Source organism: Streptomyces naganishii JCM 4654 (assembly GCF_014650575.1).
GTDB classification, from domain to species: domain Bacteria; phylum Actinomycetota; class Actinomycetes; order Streptomycetales; family Streptomycetaceae; genus Streptomyces; species Streptomyces naganishii.
Map to the genome: position 1 here is coordinate 1 of NZ_BMVF01000024.1, position 23,947 is coordinate 23,947.

At 73.9% G+C, this 23,947-nt stretch carries 19 protein-coding genes; 7 read left to right on the forward strand and 12 right to left on the reverse strand.

The features are described from left to right. The 7 genes from IE217_RS30410 to IE217_RS30440 form a co-directional block, all read right to left on the reverse strand. Positions 1-840: adenosylhomocysteinase (locus IE217_RS30410; RefSeq protein WP_190181182.1), on the reverse strand; the 840-nt coding region annotated here is incomplete at its 3' end. A 337-nt stretch (positions 841-1,177) separates the two neighbouring features. Beyond that, the gene (locus IE217_RS30415) at positions 1,178-2,158 is read right to left on the reverse strand and encodes a cation diffusion facilitator family transporter (RefSeq protein WP_190181183.1); all 981 of its coding nucleotides are present in this window, start codon (positions 2,156-2,158) and stop codon (positions 1,178-1,180) included. A 111-nt stretch (positions 2,159-2,269) separates the two neighbouring features. Further along, the gene (manA, locus tag IE217_RS30420; RefSeq protein WP_190181184.1) at positions 2,270-3,421 is read right to left on the reverse strand and encodes a mannose-6-phosphate isomerase, class I; all 1,152 of its coding nucleotides are present in this window, start codon (positions 3,419-3,421) and stop codon (positions 2,270-2,272) included. A gap of 58 nt (positions 3,422-3,479) precedes the next feature. Then, the gene (locus IE217_RS30425) at positions 3,480-4,607 is read right to left on the reverse strand and encodes an SIS domain-containing protein (protein WP_190181185.1); all 1,128 of its coding nucleotides are present in this window, start codon (positions 4,605-4,607) and stop codon (positions 3,480-3,482) included. A gap of 132 nt (positions 4,608-4,739) precedes the next feature. Further along, the gene (locus IE217_RS30430) at positions 4,740-4,910 is read right to left on the reverse strand and encodes a Trm112 family protein (protein WP_007382472.1); all 171 of its coding nucleotides are present in this window, start codon (positions 4,908-4,910) and stop codon (positions 4,740-4,742) included. A gap of 163 nt (positions 4,911-5,073) precedes the next feature. Further along, positions 5,074-6,438 (reverse strand): phosphomannomutase/phosphoglucomutase, encoded by a 1,365-nt coding sequence (locus IE217_RS30435; protein WP_190181186.1) that lies wholly within the window; start codon positions 6,436-6,438, stop codon positions 5,074-5,076. Between the two features lie 159 nt (positions 6,439-6,597). Continuing rightward, a complete protein-coding gene (locus IE217_RS30440) occupies positions 6,598-7,023 on the reverse strand; it encodes a DUF3499 domain-containing protein (protein ID WP_190181187.1) in 426 nt (141 codons plus the stop codon). A gap of 295 nt (positions 7,024-7,318) precedes the next feature. On the opposite strand from IE217_RS30440, the gene IE217_RS30445 reads away from it, so the two are divergent. Then, positions 7,319-7,768 carry a metallopeptidase family protein gene (locus tag IE217_RS30445; protein ID WP_190181253.1) on the forward strand — a complete coding sequence of 150 codons (450 nt, stop codon included), beginning with the start codon at positions 7,319-7,321 and terminating at the stop codon, positions 7,766-7,768. 75 nt (positions 7,769-7,843) lie between these two features. On the opposite strand, the gene IE217_RS30450 is transcribed toward IE217_RS30445, so the two are convergent. From IE217_RS30450 to IE217_RS30460, 3 genes are all read right to left on the reverse strand, one after another. Further along, on the reverse strand, positions 7,844-9,373 hold the full coding sequence (locus IE217_RS30450; protein ID WP_190181188.1) for a DUF5719 family protein: 1,530 nt from the start codon (positions 9,371-9,373) through the stop codon (positions 7,844-7,846). After that, positions 9,370-13,170, reverse strand: a complete 3,801-nt coding sequence (locus IE217_RS30455) for a glycosyltransferase (protein ID WP_190181189.1) — start codon at positions 13,168-13,170, stop codon at positions 9,370-9,372. Before IE217_RS30455 ends, IE217_RS30450 begins: the two co-directional genes overlap by 4 nt. Positions 13,171-13,351: 181 nt before the next feature. Then, the gene (locus IE217_RS30460; RefSeq protein WP_003975777.1) at positions 13,352-13,615 is read right to left on the reverse strand and encodes a WhiB family transcriptional regulator; all 264 of its coding nucleotides are present in this window, start codon (positions 13,613-13,615) and stop codon (positions 13,352-13,354) included. A gap of 673 nt (positions 13,616-14,288) precedes the next feature. On the opposite strand from IE217_RS30460, the gene IE217_RS30465 reads away from it, so the two are divergent. From IE217_RS30465 to IE217_RS30480, 4 genes are all read left to right on the forward strand, one after another. Continuing rightward, a complete protein-coding gene (locus tag IE217_RS30465) occupies positions 14,289-14,831 on the forward strand; it encodes a cysteine dioxygenase (RefSeq protein ID WP_190181190.1) in 543 nt (180 codons plus the stop codon). 126 nt (positions 14,832-14,957) lie between these two features. After that, positions 14,958-15,917, forward strand: a complete 960-nt coding sequence (gene cofD / locus IE217_RS30470; RefSeq protein ID WP_190181191.1) for a 2-phospho-L-lactate transferase — start codon at positions 14,958-14,960, stop codon at positions 15,915-15,917. Continuing rightward, positions 15,914-17,332 (forward strand): coenzyme F420-0:L-glutamate ligase, encoded by a 1,419-nt coding sequence (locus IE217_RS30475; RefSeq protein ID WP_268249187.1) that lies wholly within the window; start codon positions 15,914-15,916, stop codon positions 17,330-17,332. The genes cofD and IE217_RS30475 overlap by 4 nt, the downstream gene beginning before the upstream one ends. Before the next feature lie 299 nt (positions 17,333-17,631). Continuing rightward, entirely contained in the window at positions 17,632-18,672 is a 1,041-nt protein-coding gene (locus IE217_RS30480) for a DNA-3-methyladenine glycosylase family protein (RefSeq protein WP_190181192.1), read from the forward strand. A 116-nt stretch (positions 18,673-18,788) separates the two neighbouring features. Here IE217_RS30480 and manB read toward each other — a convergent pair whose 3' ends face one another. Together manB and IE217_RS30490 are read right to left on the reverse strand one after the other, a co-directional pair. Beyond that, entirely contained in the window at positions 18,789-19,871 is a 1,083-nt protein-coding gene (manB, locus tag IE217_RS30485) for a mannose-1-phosphate guanylyltransferase (RefSeq protein WP_190181193.1), read from the reverse strand. A 112-nt stretch (positions 19,872-19,983) separates the two neighbouring features. Next, positions 19,984-21,474, reverse strand: coding sequence for a peptidoglycan recognition protein family protein (locus IE217_RS30490; RefSeq protein ID WP_190181255.1), 1,491 nt, complete (start codon positions 21,472-21,474; stop codon positions 19,984-19,986). A gap of 89 nt (positions 21,475-21,563) precedes the next feature. Between IE217_RS30490 and IE217_RS30495 the strand changes: the two genes are divergently transcribed. Next, entirely contained in the window at positions 21,564-22,319 is a 756-nt protein-coding gene (locus IE217_RS30495) for a TIGR03089 family protein (protein WP_190181194.1), read from the forward strand. Between the two features lie 147 nt (positions 22,320-22,466). Then, positions 22,467-23,819: an LCP family protein gene (locus IE217_RS30500; RefSeq protein WP_190181195.1), complete on the forward strand. Its 1,353-nt coding sequence runs from the start codon at positions 22,467-22,469 to the stop codon at positions 23,817-23,819. Positions 23,820-23,947 lie beyond the last annotated feature (128 nt).

The following is a 23,947-nucleotide window of genomic DNA, read 5'->3' on the forward strand; positions in this document are numbered from 1 at the left end:
GCAGCCCTTGCCCACGTCCCCGTACCCGCACACCACGGCCGTCTTGCCGCCGATCAGCACGTCGGTGGCCCGGTTGATCCCGTCCACCAGCGAATGCCGGCACCCGTACTTGTTGTCGAACTTCGACTTCGTCACCGAGTCGTTCACATTGATCGCCGGGAACAACAGCGTCCCGTCCCGCTGCATCTCGTACAGACGGTGGACACCGGTGGTGGTCTCCTCCGTCACACCACGGATCTCCGAGGACAGCTGGGTCCACTTCTGGGGGTTCTCGCCCAGGGTGCGGGTCAGCAACTGGAGGATGACGCGGTGCTCGTCGGACTCGGCGGTGTCGACGGAGGGGACCTTGCCGTCCTTCTCGTACTCGACGCCCTTGTGGACGAGGAGGGTGGCGTCACCGCCGTCGTCCAGGATCATGTTCGGCCCGCCGGTGGGGCTGTCCGGCCAGGTCAGCGCCTGCTCGGTGCACCACCAGTACTCCTCCAGGGTCTCGCCCTTCCAGGCGAAGACCGGGATGCCCTTGGGGTTGTCGGGGGTGCCGTCCGGGCCGACGGCGATGGCGGCGGCCGCGTGGTCCTGGGTGGAGAAGATGTTGCAGGACGCCCAGCGGACCCGGGCGCCCAGCGCGACCAGGGTCTCGATCAGGACGGCCGTCTGCACGGTCATGTGCAGGGAGCCGGTGATCCGCGCGCCCTTGAGCGGCTGGCGCTCGGCGTACTCCTCGCGGATCGCCATCAGGCCCGGCATCTCGTGCTCGGCGAGGCTGATCTCCTTGCGGCCGAACTCGGCCAGGGAAAGGTCGGCGACCTTGAAGTCCTGTCGGTTCTCGACAGTCGTCATTGCGGGCTGCTCCTCGGAGTCGGGTCGAGGTGGGTACGGCTGACCTGCGCGGCGGCGGACACAGGAGTGCCCGAAAGAGGACACAGGCATGCCCGCGTACGCGCAGCGCAGTCCGTCGGAGGCCCTCTCTCCCTCGGCCGGCCCGTCGTGGGACCGCCCGACCGCCATCAGCAGCGACGTCTGGCTCCGTCCCAAGCTACACCGGGAGAGCGGGCGGCCCCCAGCCCGCCTCCGGCCACTTGGACGCTTCCCGGGGGCGTACGGGGGACCGTGGTGGGCGGCGGCGGCAGGCCGGCGTCCGCCCGATGAGCCGTACGGTGTCGCGGTCGGTGGTGGCTCAGTGGGAGTCGCTGTGCGGGGCCGGGCCGCCGGGGGTGGCCTCGCGGTCCGGGCCCTTGGCGGCCTCGGTCTCGCTGTAGATGTCGGGCTCGAGGTAGATGACGCGGGCGATCGGGACGGCGGCACGGACGCGGGCCTCGGCGGCGTCGATGGCGGCGGCGACCTCGGTGGCCGTGTCGTCGTGCCGTACGGCGATCTTGGCGGCGACCAGCAGTTCCTCGGGACCGAGGTGGAGGGTGCGCATGTGGATGACGCGGGTCACCGTTTCGCCGTCGACGGTGGCCCGCTCGATCTGCTGGACCACGTCGGCGCCCGCGGCCTCGCCGAGCAGGAGGGACTTGGTCTCGGCGGCCAGGACGAGCGCGATGAGGACCAGCAGGACACCGATGCAGAGGGTGCCGACGCCGTCCCAGACGCCGTCACCGGTGAGCAGGGACAGGCCGACGCCGCCGAAGGCGAGGAGGAGACCGATCAGGGCGCCGAAGTCCTCCAGGAGGACGACCGGCAGCTCGGGCGCCTTGGCGCGGCGGATGAACTGCGTCCAGGACAGCGTGCCGCGCAGTTGGTTGGACTCCTTGATCGCGGTGCGGAAGGAGAAGCCCTCGGCGACGATCGCGAAGGCGAGGACGCCCACCGGCCAGTACCAGTGCTCGATCGCGTGGGGATGGGTGATCTTCTCGTAGCCCTCGTAGATGGCGAACATGCCGCCGACGGAGAACAGCACGATGGAGACGAGGAAGGCGTAGATGTAGCGTTCCCGGCCGTAGCCGAAGGGGTGTTGCGCGGTGGCCTCGCGTTGGGCCCGCTTGCCGCCGATGAGCAGCAGGAACTGGTTGCCGGAGTCGGCGAGCGAGTGCACACCCTCGGCGAGCATCGACGAGGAGCCGCTGAACGCGAACGCCACGAACTTCGATGCCGCGATCGCGAGGTTGGCGCCGAGTGCCGCCACGATCGCCCTGGTGCCGCCTGACGCGCTCATGTGTCCGCGTTGTCCCTTCGACTTCGTACCCAGTTGCCGGCCCGTCCGGTCTTTGCCCGTCCTTTGCCGGTGGGTCATTGTTGCAGCCCGCTCCGGCGGCGGTGCGTCAGGTCATACGACGACCGTGGCGCGGAAGACCGTGCCCGCACCGGAGACCGCGGCCTTCTCCCCCGTCGGCACGAACACCGACTGGCCGGGGGTCAGTTCGTGCTCGCCCGCCCGGACCGAGCCGGCCGTGCACAGCAGGATCTGCGGGGTGCCGAGGGTGAGGTCGTGGGCGGCGGTGCCCTCGGGCAGGACGTAGCGGGACAGGCGGAACTCGTCGATGGGGGTGTCGTAGACCTCCTCGCCGTCCGGGGCGGCCTCGGGGCGCAGCACTCCGGGGCCGGCCGCCTCGAAGCGGACGACGCGCAGGAGTTGGGGGACGTCGACGTGCTTGGGGGTCAGGCCGCAGCGCAGCACGTTGTCGGAGTTGGCCATGATCTCGACGCCGAGGCCGCTGAGGTAGGCGTGCGGGATGCCGGCGCCGAGGAAGAGGGCCTCGCCGGGCTGGAGGCGGACGTGGTTGAGGAGCATGGCGGCGAGGACGCCGGGGTCGCCGGGATAGTGGCGGGCGATCTCGGCGTAGGGGGCGTGTTCGCCGCCGAGGCGGGCGCAGGCGGCCGCGGCCTCGTGGACCGTGTGGGCGATCTCCTCGCGGTCGGCGGTGAGGATGGCGGTGAGCACCTCGCGCAGGGCCGCCTCCTCGGGGCGGGCGCGCAGCACGTCGACGTAGGGCTCAAGGGAGTCCACGCCGAGTGCGGCGAGCAGGCGGGCGGTCTCGGCGGGGGCGCGGAAGCCGCACAGGCCGTCGAACTCGGTGAGCGCGCAGATCAGTTCGGGCTTGTGGTTGGCGTCCTTGTAGTTGCGCCGGGGGTCGTCGACGGGGATGCCGCGGCGCTCCTCGTCGGCGTAGCCCTCCTCGGCCTGCCGGAGGTCGGGGTGGACCTGGAGGGAGAGGGGGGCGCCGGCGGCGAGGAGTTTGAGCAGGAAGGGCAGGCGGGGGCCGAACCGGGCGACCGCCTCGGGGCCCAGCTCCCGCTCCGGGTCGGCCTCGACGACCTCGGCGAGGGTGCCGCGCGCGGTGCGCGAGGGCGCTCCGGGGTGGGCGCCCATCCACATCTCCGCCTGGGGTTCGCCGCTCGGCTCGACGCCGAGCAGGTGCGGGATGGCGGTGGTGGAGCCCCAGGCGTAGGGGCGGACGGTGTTGTCGAGGCGGTCCATGCGTCTCTTTCTGCGGTGTGGCGCGGGCTCTCGCGGCTGGAGACAGATCAGCGGCAGATCAGGCGCGGGAGGCGAGCGCCAGGTAAACGGCGGTGAAATCCGTGACGGCGATCAGTTCGGCGAGGGTCTCCAGTTCGCCGCCGGGGTCGGGTTCCAGCTCGCTGACCGGCGTGTCGTGGCTGAGGGCCAGGTCACGGGCGGCGGGGGCGGCGGTGAGACCGCCGAGCGGGCGGTCGCGGAGCAGCACCACGCGCGCGTGCCAGGCGGGCGCCTCCTCGACGCGGTCGCGGAAGAAGTCGTCGGGGTCGGCGCTGGCGGCGAGCGGGCCGGCGAGCAGCGCGCTGTGGGCGGCGAGGGCTTCGGGCAGTTCGGCGACGACGGAGGGGAGGCCGGCGAGTTCCGCGAGCCCGGCGGCGAACCGGCGGCCCGCGGGTCCGGCCGAGACGCCCTCGGTCCAGATCACCGGCAGGGCGTCGGCGAGTTCGGCGGCCAGGGCCTTGGCGGGGTTGCTGTAGGTGACGATGGCGGGCCCGCAGCGTTCGGCGATGTGGTCCAGCCGGTCGGCGACGGCTTCCAGGGCGTCGGGCGGGGCGGTGAGCAGGCCGACGCGGTCCAGGAGGGCGAGCAGCGGGGTGAGCAGCGCCCACAGGACGCCGGGGGCGGATCCCGCGAGGGGTTCGTCGTGGTCGTAGGGGGCCGTGGCCATGGGGAGGAACAGGCCGTGGGCGCCGTCGACGGCCTCGGCGAGCGGGGTGCCGACGGGGGCGACGGCGACGACGGAGCACCCGCGGCGGTAGGCCTGGTCGACGAGCAGGGACAGGCTGGGTTCGGTGCCGTCGGGGGTGGTGATCAGCAGCAGGTCGACGGAGCCGGCCCAGCCGGGCAGTTCCCAGCGCAGGGCACCGGAGGCGGAGGCCACGCCGCTGGGGGCCAGGCGGGTGACGGGGCTGCCGGCGCCGGCGAGGGTGCCGAGCAGGTCGGCGGCGTGGGTGGCGGCCGCGCCGGGTCCCGCGATGAGTACGGCGCGGGGGCGGCCGTCGGGTTTGAGGTCGGCCACGCCGGCCTCGGCGGCGTGCCGGGCGGCGGTGCGGACGCGGGCGCCGGCCTCGGCGGCCCCGCGGAGCAGTCCGCGGCGGTCGGCCTGGGCGAGATCCTCCGGGGCGTCGAGCAGCGATTCGTCGAGCATGGGCGGCAGCCTCCGATCGGGCTCCGGTCACCGGGTCGTCGGGTGTACGGGCGCAGCGCCTCGTGCGGCCGGGCCGCGGCCCGTCTCCGTCCCGTGTCCGGTAGGACTTGGTGGGGGCGGGGCGGCCGGGCCTCAGGCGGGGCGGCGGGCCTCGTCGACGAGCAGGACGGGGATGCCGTCGCGCACGGGGTAGGCCAGGCCGCAGTCCTGACCGGTGCAGATCAGCTCGGTGTCCTGCTCCTTGAGGGGGGCGTGGCAGGCCGGGCAGGCGAGGATCTCCAGGAGGCCGGCTTCGAGCGGCATGGGGGTTCCCTTCGGGGCGGACGGACGTGTGTGTGGTCGTACGGACGTGCCTGGTCAGGGTACCGCCGGTGGGGGCCGGGTGGCGGGGCCGGGCGGGGACCGTCCGGCGCCCGCCCGGCCTGCCCCACCGGGTCGTCGAAGGGTGAACCCTCAGGGGTGAACCTCAGCCGCGGATGATCGCCAGGGCCTCGTCGCGCACCTTGGTCATCGTGGCCTCGTCGCGCGCCTCCGCGTTCAGCCGGAGCAGGGGCTCGGTGTTGGAGGGGCGGACGTTGAACCACCAGTCGGCGGCCGTGACCGTCAGGCCGTCGAGTTCGTCGAGGGTGACGTCCGGGCGGCCGGCGTAGGCGGACCTGATCGCGTCGAGGCGGGCCGCCTGGTCGGCGACGGTGGAGTTGATCTCGCCGGAGCCCGTGTAGCGGTCGTACTGCGCCACCAGGGCCGACAGGGTGCCCGGCTGGCCGCCGAGGGCGGCGAGGACGTGCAGGGCGGCCAGCATGCCCGTGTCGGCGTTCCAGAAGTCCTTGAAGTAGTAGTGCGCGGAGTGCTCGCCCCCGAAGATCGCGCCGGAGCTCGCCATCTCGGCCTTGATGAAGGAGTGGCCCACGCGGGTGCGCACCGGGGTGCCGCCGTTCTCCCGCACGACCTCGGGGACGGTCCAGGAGGTGATGAGGTTGTGGATGATCACGCCCTTGCCGCCGTTCCGGGCCAGTTCGCGGGCGGCGACCAGGGCCGTGATCGCGGACGGCGGGACCGGCTCGCCGCGCTCGTCGACGACGAAGCAGCGGTCGGCGTCGCCGTCGAAGGCGAGACCGAGGTCGGCGCCCTCCTCGCGCACGCGCCGCTGGAGGTCGACGATGTTCGCCGGGTCCAGCGGGTTGGCCTCGTGGTTGGGGAAGGTGCCGTCGAGTTCGAAGTACAGGGGGACGACGTCGAGGGGCAGGCCGGCGAATACGGTGGGGACGGTGTGGCCGCCCATGCCGTTGCCCGCGTCGACGACGACCTTCAGGGGGCGGATGGAGGCCACGTCGACGAGGGAGCGCAAGTGTGCCGCGTAGTCGTCCAACGTGTCGCGCCGCGTGATCGTTCCCGTCCGGGGCGCGGGGCCCGGAGCGCCCGACTCGAGCCATTTCTCGGCCAGTTCGCGGATCTCGGCGAGGCCGGTGTCCTGGCCGACGGGGGCCGCGCCCGCCCGGCACATCTTGATGCCGTTGTACCGCGCGGGGTTGTGCGAGGCGGTGAACATCGCGCCGGGCAGGCCCAACGCGCCCGAGGCGTAGTACAGCTGGTCCGTCGAGCACAGACCGATCAGGGTGACGTCGGCGCCGCGGCCGGCCGCCCCGCGCGCGAACGCGCCGGACAGTCCGGGCGAGGAGGGCCGCATGTCGTGCCCGACCACGACGGCGCTCGCGCCGGTCACCTGGACGAAGGCCGCGCCGAAGAGTTCGGCGAGCGCCTCGTCCCACTGGTCCGGGACGACCCCGCGCACGTCGTACGCCTTCACGATCTGCGACAGATCAGCAGCCACGGCCAACCCTCCTGGATGTCCTGTCCGGTGGCGCCGGTGACGCCCCGGTGACGACAAACTACCCGTCCCGGACGGTGGCGTGGTGCAGGGCGTCCGGGCCGTGGGCACGGGCGTCGCCCGAGGTGGGCGGAGGTGGGCCGGGCGCGCTGAACGGTTTTGTCAGTTGTCCGGGGAGCGCAGCACCCGGAGATGGCCGCGGCGCGCGACCTCCATCGGGTCCGCTCCGCGCGGGCCGCCGCCACCGGCCTCGGCCGCGCGCTGCTGCGGACGGGCCGCCTCGCGCACGGCGTTGGCGAGCGCTTCCAGGTCGTCGCCGCTGGGGCGGGCGGGAGCCGACGCGTCCAGGAGCCGGACGACCTCCCAGCCGCGGGGCGCGGTGAGGCGCTCGGAGTGCTCGGCGCACAGGTCGTAGCAGTGGGGTTCGGCGTAGGTGGCGAGCGGGCCGAGGACGGCGGTCGAGTCGGCGTAGACGTACGTCAGCGTCGCTACGGCGGGACGGCCGCAAGCGGTGCGCGAACAGCGACGTACAGGGCTCACGACGTTGGACGGTACCGCACTCTTGAGCGGGCCGCGACGACTCTGCACCAGGTCACTCCCCCGTGTCGTGGTGTGAAACGCCCCACAAGCCCCTGCTGACACACCTTGCTGACCTGCGCGGACGTCTGCGTTCGAGATTCCGGACGTCTCTTTCTCCGGTCACGACTTGGTACAAACACCGTCAATTGCCTTGAGCTCCACGGTCCTGGAGAGATACGGAATCGAGCCCAACCTTGGCTGGAACGGTCATCAACCGGCACGCCCGGGCACGGCCCGGCAGGGGGTCCGCGACGCCACGCGGGGCCGGGCACGCGAGGGCGCCGGGGACTACCCTTCACCAGTGATGGACAACCGTGTACCGCCCCGAGCCGCAGGCCCCGGGCCCCGCCGTCGTGACCGCCACGGCCGGGGCATGCGCGGCCCGATCGCACCACCGCAGGTACCCCTCGCCGCGAGCCGCGCCGAGGCGTTCGCGGACCTCGTGCAGGACTCCGTGGAGCGACTGGAGCGGCGCTGGCCGCAACTGGCCGACATGGACTTCATGGTGCTGGAGGTGCCCCGGCTGGACGGCCCCGGGCAGGGGTGGAACGACGAGGCGGTGCCGCTCGGCGGGACGGTTCCCGCGCGGGACGGACGCCGGGCGCGCGTGGTCGTCTACCGGCGGCCGGTCGAGATCCGCACCAAGGGGCGCGACGAGCGTGCCGCCCTGGTGCACGAGATCGTCGTCGAGCAGGTGGCGGAGCTGCTCGGGCTGACGCCGGAGACGGTGGATCCCCGGTACGGGGAGGACTGAGCCCGGGGCCCAGAGCCCGGGGCTCAGTCCGGGGCCGAGGGCCCGGGGCACACGTCGGCCGGCGGGCCCGTCCGCTCACCTCTGCAGGATCGACAGGTCCTGGTCGGCCTGCGGCACCGCGACCGTCCCGCGGTCGTCCGGCAGGTTCTGGACCGTGAAGCCGGGTACGCCCTCCTTGGTCGCCGTCAGGGTGCGCGACCCGTAGACCGGGCCGCCCGAGAGCCGCTCGACCGTCAGCGCGTACGTGCCCTTCAGGCCGGACGGGACCGGCGGGGCGATGTCCTGGGTGGTGCCCGCCTTGATCGTGTACGTCTTCGACACCGCCGTACCGCCTTGGCTGCCCGCCGACGCGGTGACCCTGACCTCGGCGGTGGCCGTGGGGGCGGTCAGCGAGAGCGTGGCGTCCTTGGCGCCGTTGCCGGCGGAGGTCGCCCGGGTCTCGACGGGGGCGGTCGCCGGGATGAACGCGGTCTCCTGGTCGCCGGCCTTGCCCCGCAGGACCCGCACGGCCGCGACCACGGGCACCGACTGGGACGTCGGCGTGAGCACCAGCGAACCGGCCTCCCCGCGCGTGACGTCGCCGAGGTCGACGGCGGTCGTCATGCCGCCCTTGATGTGCACCGTCTCGTGCCCCGCCGGGGTGATCAGGCCGGACGGCGAGGCGAGGCGCACCCTGAGGTCGGCGTCGGAGTCGGCGGGCGTGAAGGCGATCAGGCGCACGGCGGTGGCGTCCTTGGGGATGCCCGGCAGCACGAGGCTGCCCGCCGGGTCCGTGGACGCCGCCAGCCAGTCCCCGCCGAGCTTGGCGTCGAGGGCCTGCACCGCCGCGCCGACCCGGCCGCTGCGCACTATGACGTGCACGGTGAGGTCCTGCTGCGGCGCGTCGGCGAGGGTGGAGAGCAGGACCGGCTCGCTGGAGTGCGGCGCGACCGTGATGCCCTCCCCCACCGTCGACTTCACGGCGCCGTCCTTGCCGTAGAGCTCGATGTCGACGACGGCCGCGGAGTCGTCGGGGTTGGTGAGGTGGACGTAGTCGGAACGGTCCGCGGCGGTGCTCGCGCCGGGGAACCAGAACTCGGTGTCCGGAGCGGTGCAGTCGACGCCGAGCAGCCCGCGTCCGGTGCCCGCGGCGACCTCGGTGGTGGCCTGCATCGTCCAGCCGGGCGCGAAGCGGCCGTCGGCGGTGCCGATCAGCGCGGGCGCGTCCGCCCCGGAGGTGTCGCCGGAGGCGGGGGTGCCGGGCGCCTTGGGGTCGAGCACGGGCTTGGGGGCCTTCTTCTTGGCGCCGCCCGCCTTGCCCTTGCCGGTGCCGGTGCCCGGTGTGCTGCCGGTGGCCGTGCCCGACTCCTCGGTGGCGGCCTGGAGTTGTGCCTTGCCCGCGCTGTCGGTGCCCTTGGTCACGGGCGTGAACGACGTGTACGAGGTGTCGGCGATGTCCGAGCTGCTCGGCGCGGGGCACACCAAGGTGGTGCGCTCAACAGGCAGTTGGGCGGCGGCCTTGGCGGGGCCGGCGCCCGCCGCGTCCGGGCCGTTCAGCGCGGCGAATCCGGTGACGGCGGCGAGCGCGGTCACGCCGGCGATCAGGGACAGGGTCGTGCGGTTCACTGCTGGCTCCCGTCGGGGCGCTCACTGCCGATGCCGTGCTGGTGGTGCCGCGCCGGGTCGTACGGCTCCTCGTAGCCCTGGGGCTCCTCGTAACCCTGGTGGTACGGCTGCTCGTAGGAACCCGGTGCCGTGGTGCCGCCGTACGCGTACGGGTCGTACTGGGCGCCCTGGTAGGGGTCGGCCTGGCCGCTCCCGTACGGGTCGGCCTGGTAGGTCTGGTCGTAGGCGCCCGCCGGGTACTGCTGGGGCTGGGCGCCCTGGTACTGCTCGCCGCCGTATCCGGCGTACTCCCCGGCTCCCTGGTAGCCGGTGGCGCCCCAGTCGTCGTAGGTCTGCTGGTGCGGGACGGCGGCGGGGGCGGGGGCCTCCTGCGGAGGCAGGGGCACGGCGTCCGGCTCGGCCGGGACGGGCTCCTGGTCCGATTCCCGGGCCTGTTCGGCCTCCGCCTCGGCCTGGGCGCGCAGCCTGCGGGCCCGGCGTCCCTCGCCGTCGGCGGCCTGGACGGGCAGGGGTTGCTCCTCGGGCAGGTCGTCGTCGATGTCGCGGCGCCTGCCGGGCAGGGCGAGCACGACGAGGACGACGGCGAGGGCGCCCTGCGCCCACAGCCAGGCGGTGTGGGTGACCGGGTCGTCGAAGGTGACGTCGAGCTTCCCGCCGGAGGCGGGGAGCCGGAAGCCCTGGGCCCAGCCGTCGAGCGTGGTGCGCTCCAGCGGCTTGCCGTCCAGGGTGGCCGTCCAGCCGGGGGCGGCCGAGTCCGCGAGGCGGAGCACGCGGCCGTCCTGGCCGCCGGGGATGGTGGTGTGGATCTCGACGGGTCCCGCGGCCACGGGCTGGGCGGTGGCGGCGGTGCCCGGGGCGGAGGCGGTGCCGGAGCCCGGCGCGGCGACGATCGCGGCGCGCGAGACCTCCTGGTCGACCCGCCACAGGGCGCTGCCCTTCTGCTGGCTGAGCCGGGACAGGCCGGGGGTCGCGTCCAGAACGCGGCTGACCTCGCGGGGCGCGCCCTGGTGGACGAGGACGTAGCGCACGGCGAAGCCGCCGAGCTGGCCCGCCTGGTCGGCGCCGGAACCGGCGACGAGGTTGGCGACGACCTTGTCGAGCCTGCTGTTCCCGCCGTCCGCGGCGGCCAGTTCGGCGTCGCCCATGCGGGCGCCGGAGCCGCGTACGAGCACGTAGCCGACGTGGCCGGTGGAGTCGCTGTCGAGGACGAGGGTGCGGGCCTGGTCGCGGGTGCTGCTCTCCTCGGCGACGAACGCGGGCACCTGCACCGGGTCGCGGCGCTCCAGCGGCCCGTCGGCGCCGCGGATCATCCAGCCGGCGACGGCCAGCAAGGGGCCCGCGACCGAGGCGAAGGCGATCAGCGCGGCGACGGGCTGGCGCCAGCCGAAGCTCTGCTCGGCCACGCGCGCGCGTGCCCCGTCGGCGCCGAGCACGGCCGCGGTCAGCAGTGCGATGCCGTAGACGAGGGTCGCCGGGCCGGCCCACGTGGAGGCGTTGGACAGGGCCGCGAAGACGAGTCCGACGAGGGCGACGACCCAGGCTCCGCGGATGCCGGACTGGCGCTCGGAGCGCAGCAGGGCGGCGAGGGCGGCCAGGACGATGCCGATGAGCATCAGGCCGTGCACCGTGCCGGGGCCGCCGGGGCCGGCGCCGAGCAGGTCCAGCGCGGAGGCGGCCGACGGGCCGAAGTCCAGGCCGGCCTGTTTGAAGAAGCCGAACGGCAGCAGGGTCAGCGACCAGGGCGCCAGCATCAGCAGCGGGGTGCCGAGCTGCGCGAGGAAGCGCGGTGCGTGGGCGACGATGTCGCCGCGCCGCACGACCAGCACCGCGAGGCCGAGGACGAGGGCCACGGGCCACACGATGGGGGTGAAGGCGGTGGTGATGGTGAGCAGCAGTGCGTACGCCCAGGTGGCGCGCCAGCTGCCGCGGGCGCCGGAGGGCCTGGCGAGGCCGCCGGCCGCGATGCCCGCGCGGGCGAGCAGCGGCAGCAGCACGGCCAGCACGGAGGTGCCGATGCGGCCGCCCGCCAGGGCGCCGGTGGTGGCCGGCAGGAAGGCGTAGACGACGGCCGCCCAGGCGCGCAGCAGCCGGGACTCCACGAGCGGGCGGGAGGCGAAGTACGCGCTGAACCCGGCCAGGGGCACCGAGCCGATCAGCAGGACGGTGACGGCGAGGCCGGTGGAGCCGAACAGCAGGGAGGCGAGCATCGCCACGAGCGCCAGGTAGGGCGGTGCGGAGGGGGTGCCGCCGGCGCCGACCGGATGCCAGGAGTCGAGGTAGCGCGACCACAGCTCGGAGGAGTCGGCGGGGGCGGGCAGCAGGGCGCCGCCCGCGAGCGCGCCGCCGCCGAGCAGGGCCCGGCACGCGGCGAGGGAGACGAACAGCAGCACCAGGAAGAGGACCGGGCCGGGCTTGCGCGCGATGCGCTTGAGGCGGGCGAACTGCTCCACCTCGAGGAAGTCGGCGTCCTCGCCGCCGGGGCCGGACTCGACCGCGCCGCCGTGCCGGCCGGCGGAGGAGACCTCGGGGTCGGAGCGGCCGACGACGTTGCTCGCGAGCTGTTCCACGGTGGCGCGGACGGTGGCGCCCGGCGGCGGGAACAGCGCTCTGAACTCGCCCTTGTCGAGCTGCGAGCGGCCCCGTCTGCCGCGTCCGGCGATGATCCGCTCGGGCCGCAGCAGGGTGCCCATCAGGCCGCGGATCTCGTCCAGGGCCTGTCCGGGGACCTTGCCGACGAGGTAGGCGACGGTGCGCAGGAGGGTGCCGAGGACGAGACGGAGCAGCACCCAGGGCAGCGCGGCGGTGCGGGTGTTGACGAGCAGGGTGTAGACGGCGCCGGCCTTGTCGACCTTGTGCGGGGAGGCCGTGGTGCGCCCGGCGCAGTCGACGGTGCGGCGCTCGCGGGAGGCCGCCTCCGCGTGCCGTACGACGGCCTCGGGGGCGACGAGGACGCGGTGGCCGGCGGTGTGGGCACGCCAGCACAGGTCGACGTCGTCGCGCATGAGGGGCAGCCGGCGGTCGAACCCGCCGAGCTCGTCGAAGACATCACGGCGGATCAGCATCCCGGCGGTGGACACCGACAGCACGGGCCGTACGTGGTCGTGCTGCCCCTGGTCCTGTTCGCGCCGGTCAAGGCCGGTCCAGCGGCGGCCGGAGTTGGCGATGCTGACGCCCACTTCGAGCAGCTGCCGCCGGTCGTACCAGCCGCGGAGCTTGGGGCCGACGACCGCCACGTCGTCGCGGCCCAGTTCCAGTTCGCCGTCGACGACGCGCAACAGCTCCGACAGGGCGCCGGGTTCGGGTGCGCAGTCGTCGTGCAGCAGCCAGAGCCACTGGACGGGCTCCCCGTGGGGCAGGTCGGGCATGTCGTAGGCGTCGTCGCGCCAGGTGCGCGTGACGGGGTCCCAGCCGCTGGGGCGCTTGAGGTAGGGCAGGTCGTCGGGGGTGAGGACCGGGGCGCTGCGGACGGCCTCCTCGACGGCCTGTCCGAAGCCGGTGCGCCGGGCGAGATGCAGCACGCGGTCGGCGCCGAGGGCGTCGGTGATCAGTTGCGCGGAGGCGTCCGCGCTGCCGGTGTCGGCGGCCACGGCGTCCTGTACGGGGCGCTCCTGGCCGAGCAGGCCGGCCAGGGCGTCGGGCAGCCAGCGGGCACCGTCGTGGGAGACGAGCACGGCGGTGACGACGTGACGCGGGAACTCGGGCGGGCGGTTGGGGTCGAAATCCGCCGCGCGCGCGGGCTCGGACGGCGCTGCGGCAGCGGCGTCGTAGTGGGCTGCCGTACGGCTGTGCACGGACATCGAGATACGGCCCCGGTTCGGTGTGGACTGCGGTGGACGCCTGTGCCCGTGGGGGCAGCGGGGCGTCTCGGACGAGCGACCACACTATCGGCTGGCCAGCAAGGCGGCCCGTCGCCTGTGGACAAGCCACCGGCAACGGGCCGTTCGTGAACTTCTCGTGGGGATGCGCGCGAGGGCGCGGTCAGACGGCCGCCTTCTTCAGCCGGCGCCGCTCGCGTTCGGACAGACCGCCCCAGATGCCGAAGCGCTCGTCGTTGGCGAGGGCGTACTCGAGGCACTCGGAGCGGACCTCGCAGGCGAGGCAGACCTTCTTGGCCTCGCGGGTGGAGCCGCCCTTCTCGGGAAAGAAGGACTCGGGGTCGGTCTGGGCGCACAGCGCGCGCTCCTGCCAGCCGAGTTCCTCGTCCGCGTCGTCGACCAGCAGTTGCTGCACCAGCTCGGTCATGTGCGCCCCTCGTCCGTCTTTCGCGTCCCCGTGATGTAGCCGTTACCGATTCCGGCTGAACGACACGAGTGAAATTACAAGTGTGCTGCTCCGGGCGAGTCAAGCCGAGATCTGCTATTGGGCCCCTTATTCACTCTGCGGAACCAAGGCCATGCGGAAAGTGTTCAAATCGGCATAAACCTTGACACGCAGCCGCGACCCCCGGGTGTCCCGCGTCCGGCGCGGGACCCTCACGGGCCCGTACCGGGAAGGACGCCCAGGGCTTCGATCTCGTTCCGACACGCGTGCCGAAGCGAACCGGATCACAGTCGGATCACGGGATCGCAACGGCGCTTGCGTGCCCGGCATGTGCGCCATGTGTCCCGGTCCCCGCGTGAGCAAACCTTTCACCTGGGAGATGAACCGGATGAGGTGAAACATGTCCCACATTCCGGGCGTCGAGTTGACAGTGGAGGTGTGAACCGCTGTCCTTGTGGGCATGCTCGCGAACTCGGCACTCACCCCGACCCGCACCGCCGGGTCCCACGGTGCTGCCCGCGCTCGCTGTAGCTGTCGCCACTGCGGCTGTTGAGCCACGCGCGTCAAGCGCGCTCCAGCCGCCGCCCGGGTCCTCGTGTCCCCGGGCGCACCCGTTCCCCGCTGACCTTCTTTCACTGAGGAACCCCCCACCCCCATGAACAGCGACAGCGACATCCAGATCGCCGGCGACATCCTCGAAGTCCCGCACCTCCTCCAGGCCCCGCGCGAGCACCCGGTCACCGTGGCCGAGTTCGCCGGCCTCGCCCGCTCCGTCGCCGCCGACCGCGCCCAGTGGGAGCACCTCGTGCGCTACGACGCCACGACACGCTGGTACCACCGGCTGCGCACCGGTCCCGGGTACGAGGTGTGGCTGCTGTCCTGGGTGCCCGGGCAGGGCAGCGGGACCCACGACCACGGCCGCTCCTCCGGCGTGCTGACCGTCCTGGACGGCACGCTGACCGAGCGCACGGAGCGCGGCACGCGCGCGCTGGGCCCCGGCGCGCAGCGGGTGTTCGCGCCGGGTTACGTCCACGAGGTCGTCAACGACACCCTGGAGCCGGCGATCAGCCTGCACGTCTACTTCCCCGGCCTGACCGAGATGCCCATGCACACGTCGGCGCCCGCGCACCCGGAACACGCGGACGCGGACGCAGGCGCGGGCGCGGACGCGGCGGCACGGGCGGCGGCGCGCTGCTGACGGCCTCGCGGTGCCGGCGGTCACGCGGTGCCGGCGGTCACGTAACGCCGAAGGCCGCGCGGTGCCGGCGGGTGCCGTGCCCCGTCGTGTGCCGCGTTGTCGTAGCGGCCTGCAAGACTTGCCCCCATGCGGATTGTGGTTCTGGCAGGCGGCATCGGCGGTGCCCGGTTCCTGCGCGGTCTGAAGCGGGCCGTGCCGGACGCGGACATCACGGTCATCGGCAACACCGGTGACGACATCCACCTCTTCGGGCTGAAGGTCTGCCCGGACCTGGACACGGTGATGTACACGCTCGGCGGCGGCATCAACGAGGAGCAGGGCTGGGGCCGGGCCGAGGAGACCTTCCACCTCAAGGAGGAACTCACGGCCTACGGCGCCGGTCCCGAGTGGTTCGGGCTCGGCGACCGGGACTTCGCCACGCACATCGTGCGCTCCCAGATGATCGGCGCGGGCTACCCGCTCAGCGCGGTGACCGAGGCGCTGTGCGACCGGTGGAAGCCCGGCGTGCGGCTGATCCCCATGACGGACGACCGGGTGGAGACCCATGTCGCCGTCGAGATCGACGGCGAGCGCAAGGCGGTGCACTTCCAGGAGTACTGGGTGCGGCTGCGGGCCTCGGTGCCGGCCGAGGCGGTCGTGCCGGTCGGCGCGGAGCAGGCGAAGCCGGCGCCGGGCGTGCTGGAGGCGATCGCCGAGGCGGACGTGATCCTCTTCCCGCCGTCCAACCCCGTCGTCTCCATCGGCACCATCCTGGCCGTGCCGGGGATGAGGGAGGCGATCGCCGACGCCGGGGTGCCGGTGATCGGCCTGTCCCCCATCGTCGGGGACGCGCCCGTGCGCGGCATGGCCGACAAGGTCCTCGCGGCGGTGGGCGTGGAGTCCACGGCGGCGGCGGTGGCCGAGCACTACGGCTCGGGGCTGCTCGACGGCTGGCTCGTGGACACCGTGGACGAGGCCGCCGTGGAGCGGGTGGAGGCGGCCGGGATCCGCTGCCGCGCGGTGCCGCTGATGATGACCGACGCCGACGCGGCCGCGCAGATGGCGCGCGAGGCGCTGGCGCTGGCCGAGGAGGTGCGCACGACGTGAGCGGTACGAGCGGTACGCCGGCTGACCCCGCGCGGGGCGACGGGCGACCCCCGGCCCACCGCGCCGGCTCCGACGCCCCGGGGCGCCCCGCCTACCGGGTCTGGGCCGTGGCCGGGATGCCCGAGGTGGCGTACGGCGACGACCTGGCCAAGCTGATCGCCGCCGCGGAACCCGCACTGGCCGACGGGGACGTGCTGCTCGTCACCTCCAAGATCGTGTCCAAGGCGGAGGGGCGCCTGGTCGAGGCCGCCGACCGGGAGGCCGCGATCGACGCCGAGACCGTGCGCGTGGTCGCCCGCCGCGGACCCCTGCGGATCGTGGAGAACCGGCAGGGCCTGGTCATGGCGGCCGCCGGGGTCGACGCCTCCAACACCCCCGCGGGCACCGTCCTGTTGCTGCCCGAGGACCCCGACGCCTCCGCGCGGGCGATCCGCGACGGGCTGCGCGACATCCTCGGCGTCGACGTCGGGGTGCTCGTGACCGACACCTTCGGGCGCCCCTGGCGCGCGGGCCTCACCGACGTCGCCATCGGCGCGGCCGGCCTGCGCGTCCTCGACGACCTGCGCGGCGGCACCGACGCGTACGGCAACCCGCTCAGCGCGACCGTCGTCGCCACCGCCGACGAACTCGCCGCCGCCGGCGACCTGGTCAAGGGCAAGGCCGCCGGACTGCCCGTCGCCGTGGTGCGCGGACTGGCACACCTCACGCACGGGCACGGCGGGCGGGACGGACACGGCGAGGACGGCGAGGACGGCGGACAGGGCGCGCGTGCCCTGGTGCGTGACGCGCGCGACGACATGTTCCGCCTCGGCACCTCCGAGGCCGTACGGGAGGCGGTGACCGGACGGCGTACCGTACGGTCCTTCACCGACGAGCCCGTCGATCCCGGCTCGGTGCGGCGCGCGGTCGCCGCCGCGGTGACCGCTCCCGCGCCGCACCACACCACGCCCTGGCGGTTCGTCCTCCTGGAGTCGCCGGAGTCGCGCACCCGGCTGCTCGACGCGATGCGCGAGGCCTGGATCGCCGACCTGCGCCGGGACGGCAGGAGCGAGGAGTCGATCGCCAAGCGCGTCCGGCGCGGGGACGTCCTGCGCAACGCCCCGTACCTGGCGGTCCCCTGCCTGGTCATGGACGGGTCGCACACCTACGGCGACGAGCGGCGCGACGCGGCCGAGCGCGAGATGTTCGTGGTCGCCGCCGGCGCCGGGGTGCAGAACTTCCTGGTCGCGCTGGCGGGCGAGCGGCTCGGCTCGGCGTGGGTGTCCTCGACGATGTTCTGCCGTGACGTGGTGCGCGAGGTGCTCGGGCTGCCGCGGGACTGGGACCCCATGGGCGCGGTGGCGATCGGGCATCCCGCCGAACCGCCGAAGCCCCGGCCGGACCGGGACGCGGACGCGTTCATCGAGGTGCGGTGAGAAGGCGCGGTGAGACGCGGGAGCGGTGAGCCGCCGGGCGCTGTGAGACGCGGGAGCGGTGAGCCGCCGGGCGCTGTGAGACGCGGGAGCGGTGAGCCGCCGGGCGCTGTGAGACGCGGGGGCGGTGAGCCGCCGGGTGTTGTGAGACGCGGGGGCGGGGAGCGGCCGGGTGTTGTGAGATGAGCTGAGGTGGGCGTGCCCGGCGGGACGACCGCATAGGCTCTCCTGGGCCCTCGCTCTCCGGCCGCCCGCAACACCACCCACAAGCACCCCCATCCGACACCCCCTGGAACCCCGCCGTGGCAGGACGCTTCGCACCGCGCCCCACCCGCACCACCGTGCGCGGTGGTCATGTCGCCGTGCCCGCGGCGCCCGCGGCACCCTCCGCACCCGCGGCACCCTCCGGGGCCGTCCCGCGCCAGGCGGTGCAGCCGGCCCGGGAGCGCATCTGGGCGCCGGACGGACCGCTGGACCTCGGCCTGGTGCTCGGTCCGCTGCGGCGCGGGCCGGGCGATCCGACGTTCCGCGCGATGCCCGACGGCTCGGTGTGGCGGGCCAGCCGCACTCCCCTGGGCCCCGGGACGCTACGGGTCTTCGCGCGCGGTGGGCAGGTGTGCGGCCAGGCGTGGGGGCCGGGGGCCGAGTGGCTGCTGGAGCGGCTGCCGGAGCTGCTCGGGGCCGCCGACGACCCGTCCGCGTTCGAGCCCCGGCACCGGCTGCTCGCGCTGACCCGGCACCGGCGGCCGGGGCTGCGGCTGACCCGGACCGGGCTGGTGCTGGAGTCGCTGATCCCGTCGATCCTCGAGCAGAAGGTGACGACGGCCGAGGCGTACGCCTCCTGGCGGGTGCTGGTGCGGAAGTACGGGGAGCCCGCGCCCGGACCGGCGCCCGGGCGGATGTGCGTCATGCCGGCGCCCCGGACGTGGGCGCTGATCCCCTCCTGGGAGTGGCACCGGGCCAACGTCGACTACAAGCGGGCGTCGGCCGTCCTGCGCGCGGTGCGGGTCGCGGCGCGTCTCGAGGAGGCGGTGCGGATGCCTCCGGCGGCGGCGCGGGAGCGGCTGGAGCTGGTCTCCGGGATCGGGCCGTGGACGTCGGCGGAGACCGTGCAGCGCAGCCACGGCGCGGCGGACGCGGTGACGGTCGGGGACCTGCACCTGCCGGGGATCGTGGGCTTCGCGCTGGCCGGGAACCGCGGCGCGGACGACGCGGAGATGCTGCGGCTGCTCGAGCCGTACGCGGGACAGCGGCACCGGGCCGTCCGGCTGATCCTGCTGAGCGGGCGGGTACCGCCGAGGCGTGCCCCGCGGATGCCCAAGGGCGACATCGGACGGTTGTGAACCGCGGCGAGGTGGGCCCCCTACGGCACACCCCGCCCCACGGTCACCCGCCGACCGCTTACCGGCCACCAGCCCCGGACACCGGCCACCGGCTGCCCGCGACCGCCGCCGTCCGCCTACTGGTCGGACGAGAAACGCACGGCCCCCGCCGGGATCCGGGCGTCGCACCACACCCGTACGCCTTCGCGCAGTTCGTTGTCCGCGCCCACCACCGCGCCGTCGCCGACGACCGTGCCCGTGAGGACGGAGCGGGTGCCGATGCGGGCGCGGGTGCCGATGAGCGAGTCGGTGATGACGGCGCCGGGCTCGATGACCGCGCCGGGCAGGATCGTGCTGCCGTCGACCCGCGCGCCCTCGGCGACGAACGCGCCCTCGCCCACCACGGTCCCCCCGGTCAGCTTGGCGTCGGGCGCGACCACGGCCGTGGGCAGGACCAGGCGGTCGCCGCAGCGGCCGGGCACGGCCGGGGACGGGGCGCGCCCCATGACCAGGTCGGCCGAGCCGCGGACGAAGGCGGCCGGGGTGCCGAGGTCCAGCCAGTAGGTGGAGTCCACCATGCCCTGGAGATGCGCGCCGGCGGACAGCAGGCCGGGGAAGGTCTCGCGCTCCACCGACACGGGGCGGCCGTGCGGGATCGTGTCGATGACCGAGCGGCGGAAGACGTACGCCCCCGCGTTGATCTGGTCGGTGACGATCTCCTCGGGGGTCTGCGGCTTCTCCAGGAAGGCGAGGACCCGCCCGGTCCCGTCCGTGGGGACGAGGCCGTACGCCCGGGGGTCGCTCACCTTGGTCAGGTGCAGGGAGACGTCCGCGCCCGTCGCCTCGTGCGTGCGCACCAGCGCCCTGATGTCCAGCCCGGTCAGGATGTCGCCGTTGAAGACCAGGACCGGCTCGTCGGGGCCGGAGTGCAGGCGCGAGGCGACGTTGCGGATGGCGCCGCCGGTGCCCAGGGGCTCCTCCTCGGTCACGTACTCGAGGTGGAGGCCGAGCGAGGAGCCGTCGCCGAAGTACGGTTCGAAGACCTCGGCCAGATAGGACGTGGCGAGCACGATGTGCTCGACGCCCGCGGCTCTCGCCCGCGCCAGCTGGTGCGTGAGGAACGGGACCCCCGCCGCCCGCACCATCGGCTTGGGGGTGTGCACCGTCAGAGGGCGCAGCCGGGTGCCCTTGCCGCCGACCAGGAGGATCGCTTCTGTCACCTGTCGTCTCTGCTTCCTGCCGGGACCGGCCGAACTGTTCTTCGGCCGGCCAGTGTATGCAGACGGTTGTCCAGCTCTCCGACGCCATGGGTGCCGTTCGGTTTTCCGTCCGTCAGCGTCCCTGGTAGCGCGCCGCGGCCGAGCGGGCCGAGCCGAGCCTGCCGTAGAGCTGCTTGCCGGGGCAGTCGGTGGCGAAGCCGTCCCGGTGGCCGGAGATCACGTTCAGGCGTACGTTCTTTCCTTTTTGGTAGAGGTTGCCACCACCGGACTTCAGATATGTCTTTCCGCGCGGATTCATCCCGTAGAGGCCGAGCTTCCACGCGGTCAGGCGTGCGACGGCGGTGACGGCGGCCGCGGAGGGTTTGGTCCTGCTGTAGGTGCCGATCACGGCGATGCCGACGCTGTTGCTGTTGAAGCCCGTGGTGTGGGCGCCCAGCACGGCCTTCGCCACGCCGCCGGCGCGGCCCTCGTAGATGGTGCCGCACTTGTCGACGAGGAAGTTGTAGCCGATGTCCCGCCAGCCCATGCTCTCGACGTGGTAGCGGTAGATGCTGCGGATGACCGAGGGGGCCTGGGAGCAGCGGTAGTTGTTGCCGGAGGCGGTGTGGTGGACGAAGGCCGCCTTGACCTTCTTGGTGTAGACGAACCCGTGGGCGCGCAGCGACTCGTCCGCGCCCCAGCCGCGGCGGGTGACGATGCGGGGGCGGGGGCCGATGTGGGGCTGCGCGCGCTGGCGTTCCGTCAGTTCGTCGCCGCGCAGGGCGAGCAGTTCCCGCTCGGTGTCCTCGCGGTCGAGGGCGGGGATCTCGGTGGCGCCGAGCGGGGCGAGGCCGGCGTTGGCGGCGGAGGCGGCGGTCGCCTCCTCGCTGAGCTCGCCGGTGCGCGAGGGGTCGCCGGCGGGGCCCGCGGCGGGGGCGGCCGCACCGTCCGCCTGAAGTGCGCCGTCGAAGTCACCGGGCACGCCGGAACCACCCGAGTCATCGAGGACGCCGGAACCACCCGAGTCGCCGGGGTCCCCCGGGTCGACGAGTTCGAGGCGCAGCCCGGACGGCAGCGGGACGGGCGGGTCGCCGGCCGCGCCCCCGCCGTGGTCGCCGGTGTCCGCGCGGACGCGCACGTCGACGCCGTCGCAGTCGCCCACCCACAGGGGGGCGGTGGCGCCGCGCGGATGGCCCGTGGTGCGCTCGGCGGTGCCGGGGTCGGCGCCGTGGTCGGCGTTGTGGGTGTCGACGTCCTGCCAGTCGGACCAGGCGCCGGTGTCGGTGGAGCGGGTGCGGACCTGGACGCTGCCGTGCAGTGGGGTGTCGGGGTTGTCCCAGACGACGCCGACGAGCGAGAAGTGCCGTACGTCGGCGCGGTACAGGCCCTGTTCGGCCGCGCCGGAGGCACCCGGCGCGCGGTCGCGGGCGAGGGGGGCCAGGGGCAGGGACCGGGTACTGCCGGGGACGGCCGGCGCCGCTGTCTCTGTCGCCGGTCCGGGCCGGGTCCGGGCGGCGGCCGAGGCCGCCGGCAGGCCCGGGGCGAGGATGAGCGCGGCCGCGCAGGTGACACCGATCGAGGACGCAAGGAATCCGTATCGACGCATGCCCCTGATCTTGGACATAGTCATACATATCTGTCCATCGGGGAACTGACGGAGCGTCTGCTGTCGCTGCGCCGAACCGGTGGTGCGCCCGGCGTACCCTTGCGCGGGTGAACGCCACCGAACGCACCCCTGCCGACCTGCTGCGTTCCGCGCTCGCCGCGGACCCCGGACGCCCCCTGGTCACCTTCTACGACGACGCCACGGGCGAACGCGTCGAACTGTCCGTGGCCACCTTCGCCAATTGGGTGGCCAAGACCGCGAACCTCCTCCAGGGCGACCTCGCCGCCGGACCGGGCGACCGGGTCGCGCTGCTGCTGCCGGCGCACTGGCAGACGGCGGTGTGGCTGATGGCCTGCGCGTCGGTGGGCACGGTCGCGGACGTGGGCGGCAACCCCGCGGCGGCCGACGTCGTGGTCAGCGGTCCGGACACCGTGGAGGCCGCGCGGGCCTGCCGCGGGGAACGGGTCGCGATGGCGCTGCGGCCGCTGGGCGGGCGGTTCCCGCAGCCGCCGGAGGGCTTCGCCGACTACGCAGTCGAGGTGCCCGGCCAGGCAGACGTGTTCGCGCCGTTCGCCCCGGCGGAGCCGGAGGAGCCCGCGCTGATCGTGGCCGGGGCGGAGTACACGGCGGCCGAGGTCGTGGAGCGGGCGCGGCGCGACGCGCCGGGACTGGACCTGACGGGACCGGGTTCCCGGCTGCTGTCGGCGCTGCCGTACGACACCTGGGAGGGGCTCAGCGCGGGGCTCTACGCGCCGCTGGCCGCCGGCGGCTCGGTCGTGCTCTGCCGGAACCTGGACCGCCTCGGCGAGGAGGCCCTGGCCAAGCGGATCGAGAGCGAACGGGTCACGGCGACCGCCCGCTGACGCCCGCCCCCACCCGCCCCGGTTGACCCGTTCGGCCCACCACCTGTCACCCCCGCCGCCCGGCCCGGGTCATGGTCGTAGGAGGAGGAGCACAGGAGCGGGCGCGCACGGCTCGTACGGCTCGTACGGCAGAGGGGTGGTCCTGAGGTGACCCGAAGCGCTGGGACGCCGGGGGAATCGTCCGGGGACCGTACCGCGAGCGTGGGGCCGGGGACGGGCGCGTCGGCCACCGGGGACGGGCTCGTACGGCGGCGGCGCGCCCGGCGGCTGCGGATCGCCGCCCTCGGCGCCTGTGTGCTGGTGCTGGGCGGCCTCGGCGCCGGGCTCGCCGCCTACGTCAAGCTCAGCGGCAACATCACCGCCGACGAGGCGGCCGCCGAGGAGCTCGGGCGGTACGAGAAGGAGCGGCCGACCGCGCTGGTCAAGGGCGCCCAGAACATCCTGCTGATCGGCTCGGACACCCGCTCCGGCCCCGGCAACGCGCGGTACGGGCACGACAACGGCACCGAGCGCTCGGACACCGTGATCCTGCTGCACCTGGCCGCCGACCGGCGCAGCGCGACCGCCGTGTCCCTGCCCCGCGACCTGATGGTGAACGTGCCGAGCTGCCGCAAACCGGACGGAAGCCGCACCGAGCCCACGTTCGCGATGTTCAACTACGCCTACGAGACGGGCGGCTCGGCCTGCCTGATCCGTACCGTCGAGAAGCTGACCGACATCCGGGTCGACCACCACGTCGTCGTCGACTTCACGGGCTTCAAGCGGATGGTGGACGCGGTCGACGGCGTCGAGGTGTGCCTGAAGCAGCCGGTCACCGACAAGGACGCCGAACTGCGGCTGCCCGCGGGGCGGGTGACGCTCGACGGCGAGCAGGCCCTCGGCTACGTGCGGGCGCGCAAGTCGCTCGGCGACGGCAGCGACACCGACCGCATGGAGCGCCAGCAGCGCTTCCTCGGCGCGCTGGTGAACAAGGTGCGCGGCGAGGACGTCCTGCTGAACCCGGTGAAGCTGTACCCGGTCCTGGACGCGGCCACCTCCTCGCTCACCACCGACCCGGCGCTCGCGAGCCTGCGCGGCCTGTACCAACTCGTGCGCGGGCTGAGGGAGATCCCCACCGACCGGGTGCGGTTCATGACGGTGCCGCGCGAGTCGTACGTCCACAACGTCAATCGCGACCAGCTCGTGGAGCCGGAGGCCGGAAAACTGTTCGCCAGGCTGCGCGCCGACCAGCCGGTGGAGGTCACGGGGGTAGTTCCGCGGGATCCGGGGGCAAACGGCTCCATTCCGGGCGTCAATTCGCCTTCCGCGGGTTCGAACACCCCGCATTCCGCGCCGGATTCCCCTCCCGTACGGGATTCTTCTGCGCAGCCGTCCGGCTACGGTGAGTACGTTTTCGAGGCCGCGTTCGACGGCGGCACGCCGCTCGCCGGCCCGGTCCGGGCACCCTCTCCCACCCCGACGTTCCACGGGAACACCGCCGCCGACGACCCCTGCGGGTAAAGCCGCGGCCAAAGGCGAACTTTTGTCCAAGGAAATGGGCGGATTGCCCAGTTGTAGGGACGTGGAATTCGTCACCGGCGTCGCTCGATGCCGAACCGGCCGGATAGTGTGAGCGATCCGGTGCATGC

Bases quoted from the DNA above. Each gene is read 5' to 3' on its own strand.
- IE217_RS30415 (WP_190181183.1), bottom strand. From the start codon at position 2,158: ATGAGCGCGTCAGGCGGCACCAGGGCGATCGTGGCGGCACTCGGCGCC.
- manA (WP_190181184.1), bottom strand. From the start codon at position 3,421: ATGGACCGCCTCGACAACACCGTCCGCCCCTACGCCTGGGGCTCCACC.
- IE217_RS30425 (WP_190181185.1), bottom strand. From the start codon at position 4,607: ATGCTCGACGAATCGCTGCTCGACGCCCCGGAGGATCTCGCCCAGGCC.
- IE217_RS30430 (WP_007382472.1), bottom strand. From the start codon at position 4,910: ATGCCGCTCGAAGCCGGCCTCCTGGAGATCCTCGCCTGCCCGGCCTGC.
- IE217_RS30445 (WP_190181253.1), top strand. From the start codon at position 7,319: ATGGACAACCGTGTACCGCCCCGAGCCGCAGGCCCCGGGCCCCGCCGT.
- IE217_RS30455 (WP_190181189.1), bottom strand. From the start codon at position 13,170: ATGTCCGTGCACAGCCGTACGGCAGCCCACTACGACGCCGCTGCCGCA.
- IE217_RS30460 (WP_003975777.1), bottom strand. From the start codon at position 13,615: ATGACCGAGCTGGTGCAGCAACTGCTGGTCGACGACGCGGACGAGGAA.
- IE217_RS30465 (WP_190181190.1), top strand. From the start codon at position 14,289: ATGAACAGCGACAGCGACATCCAGATCGCCGGCGACATCCTCGAAGTC.
- cofD (WP_190181191.1), top strand. From the start codon at position 14,958: ATGCGGATTGTGGTTCTGGCAGGCGGCATCGGCGGTGCCCGGTTCCTG.
- IE217_RS30490 (WP_190181255.1), bottom strand. From the start codon at position 21,474: ATGTCCAAGATCAGGGGCATGCGTCGATACGGATTCCTTGCGTCCTCG.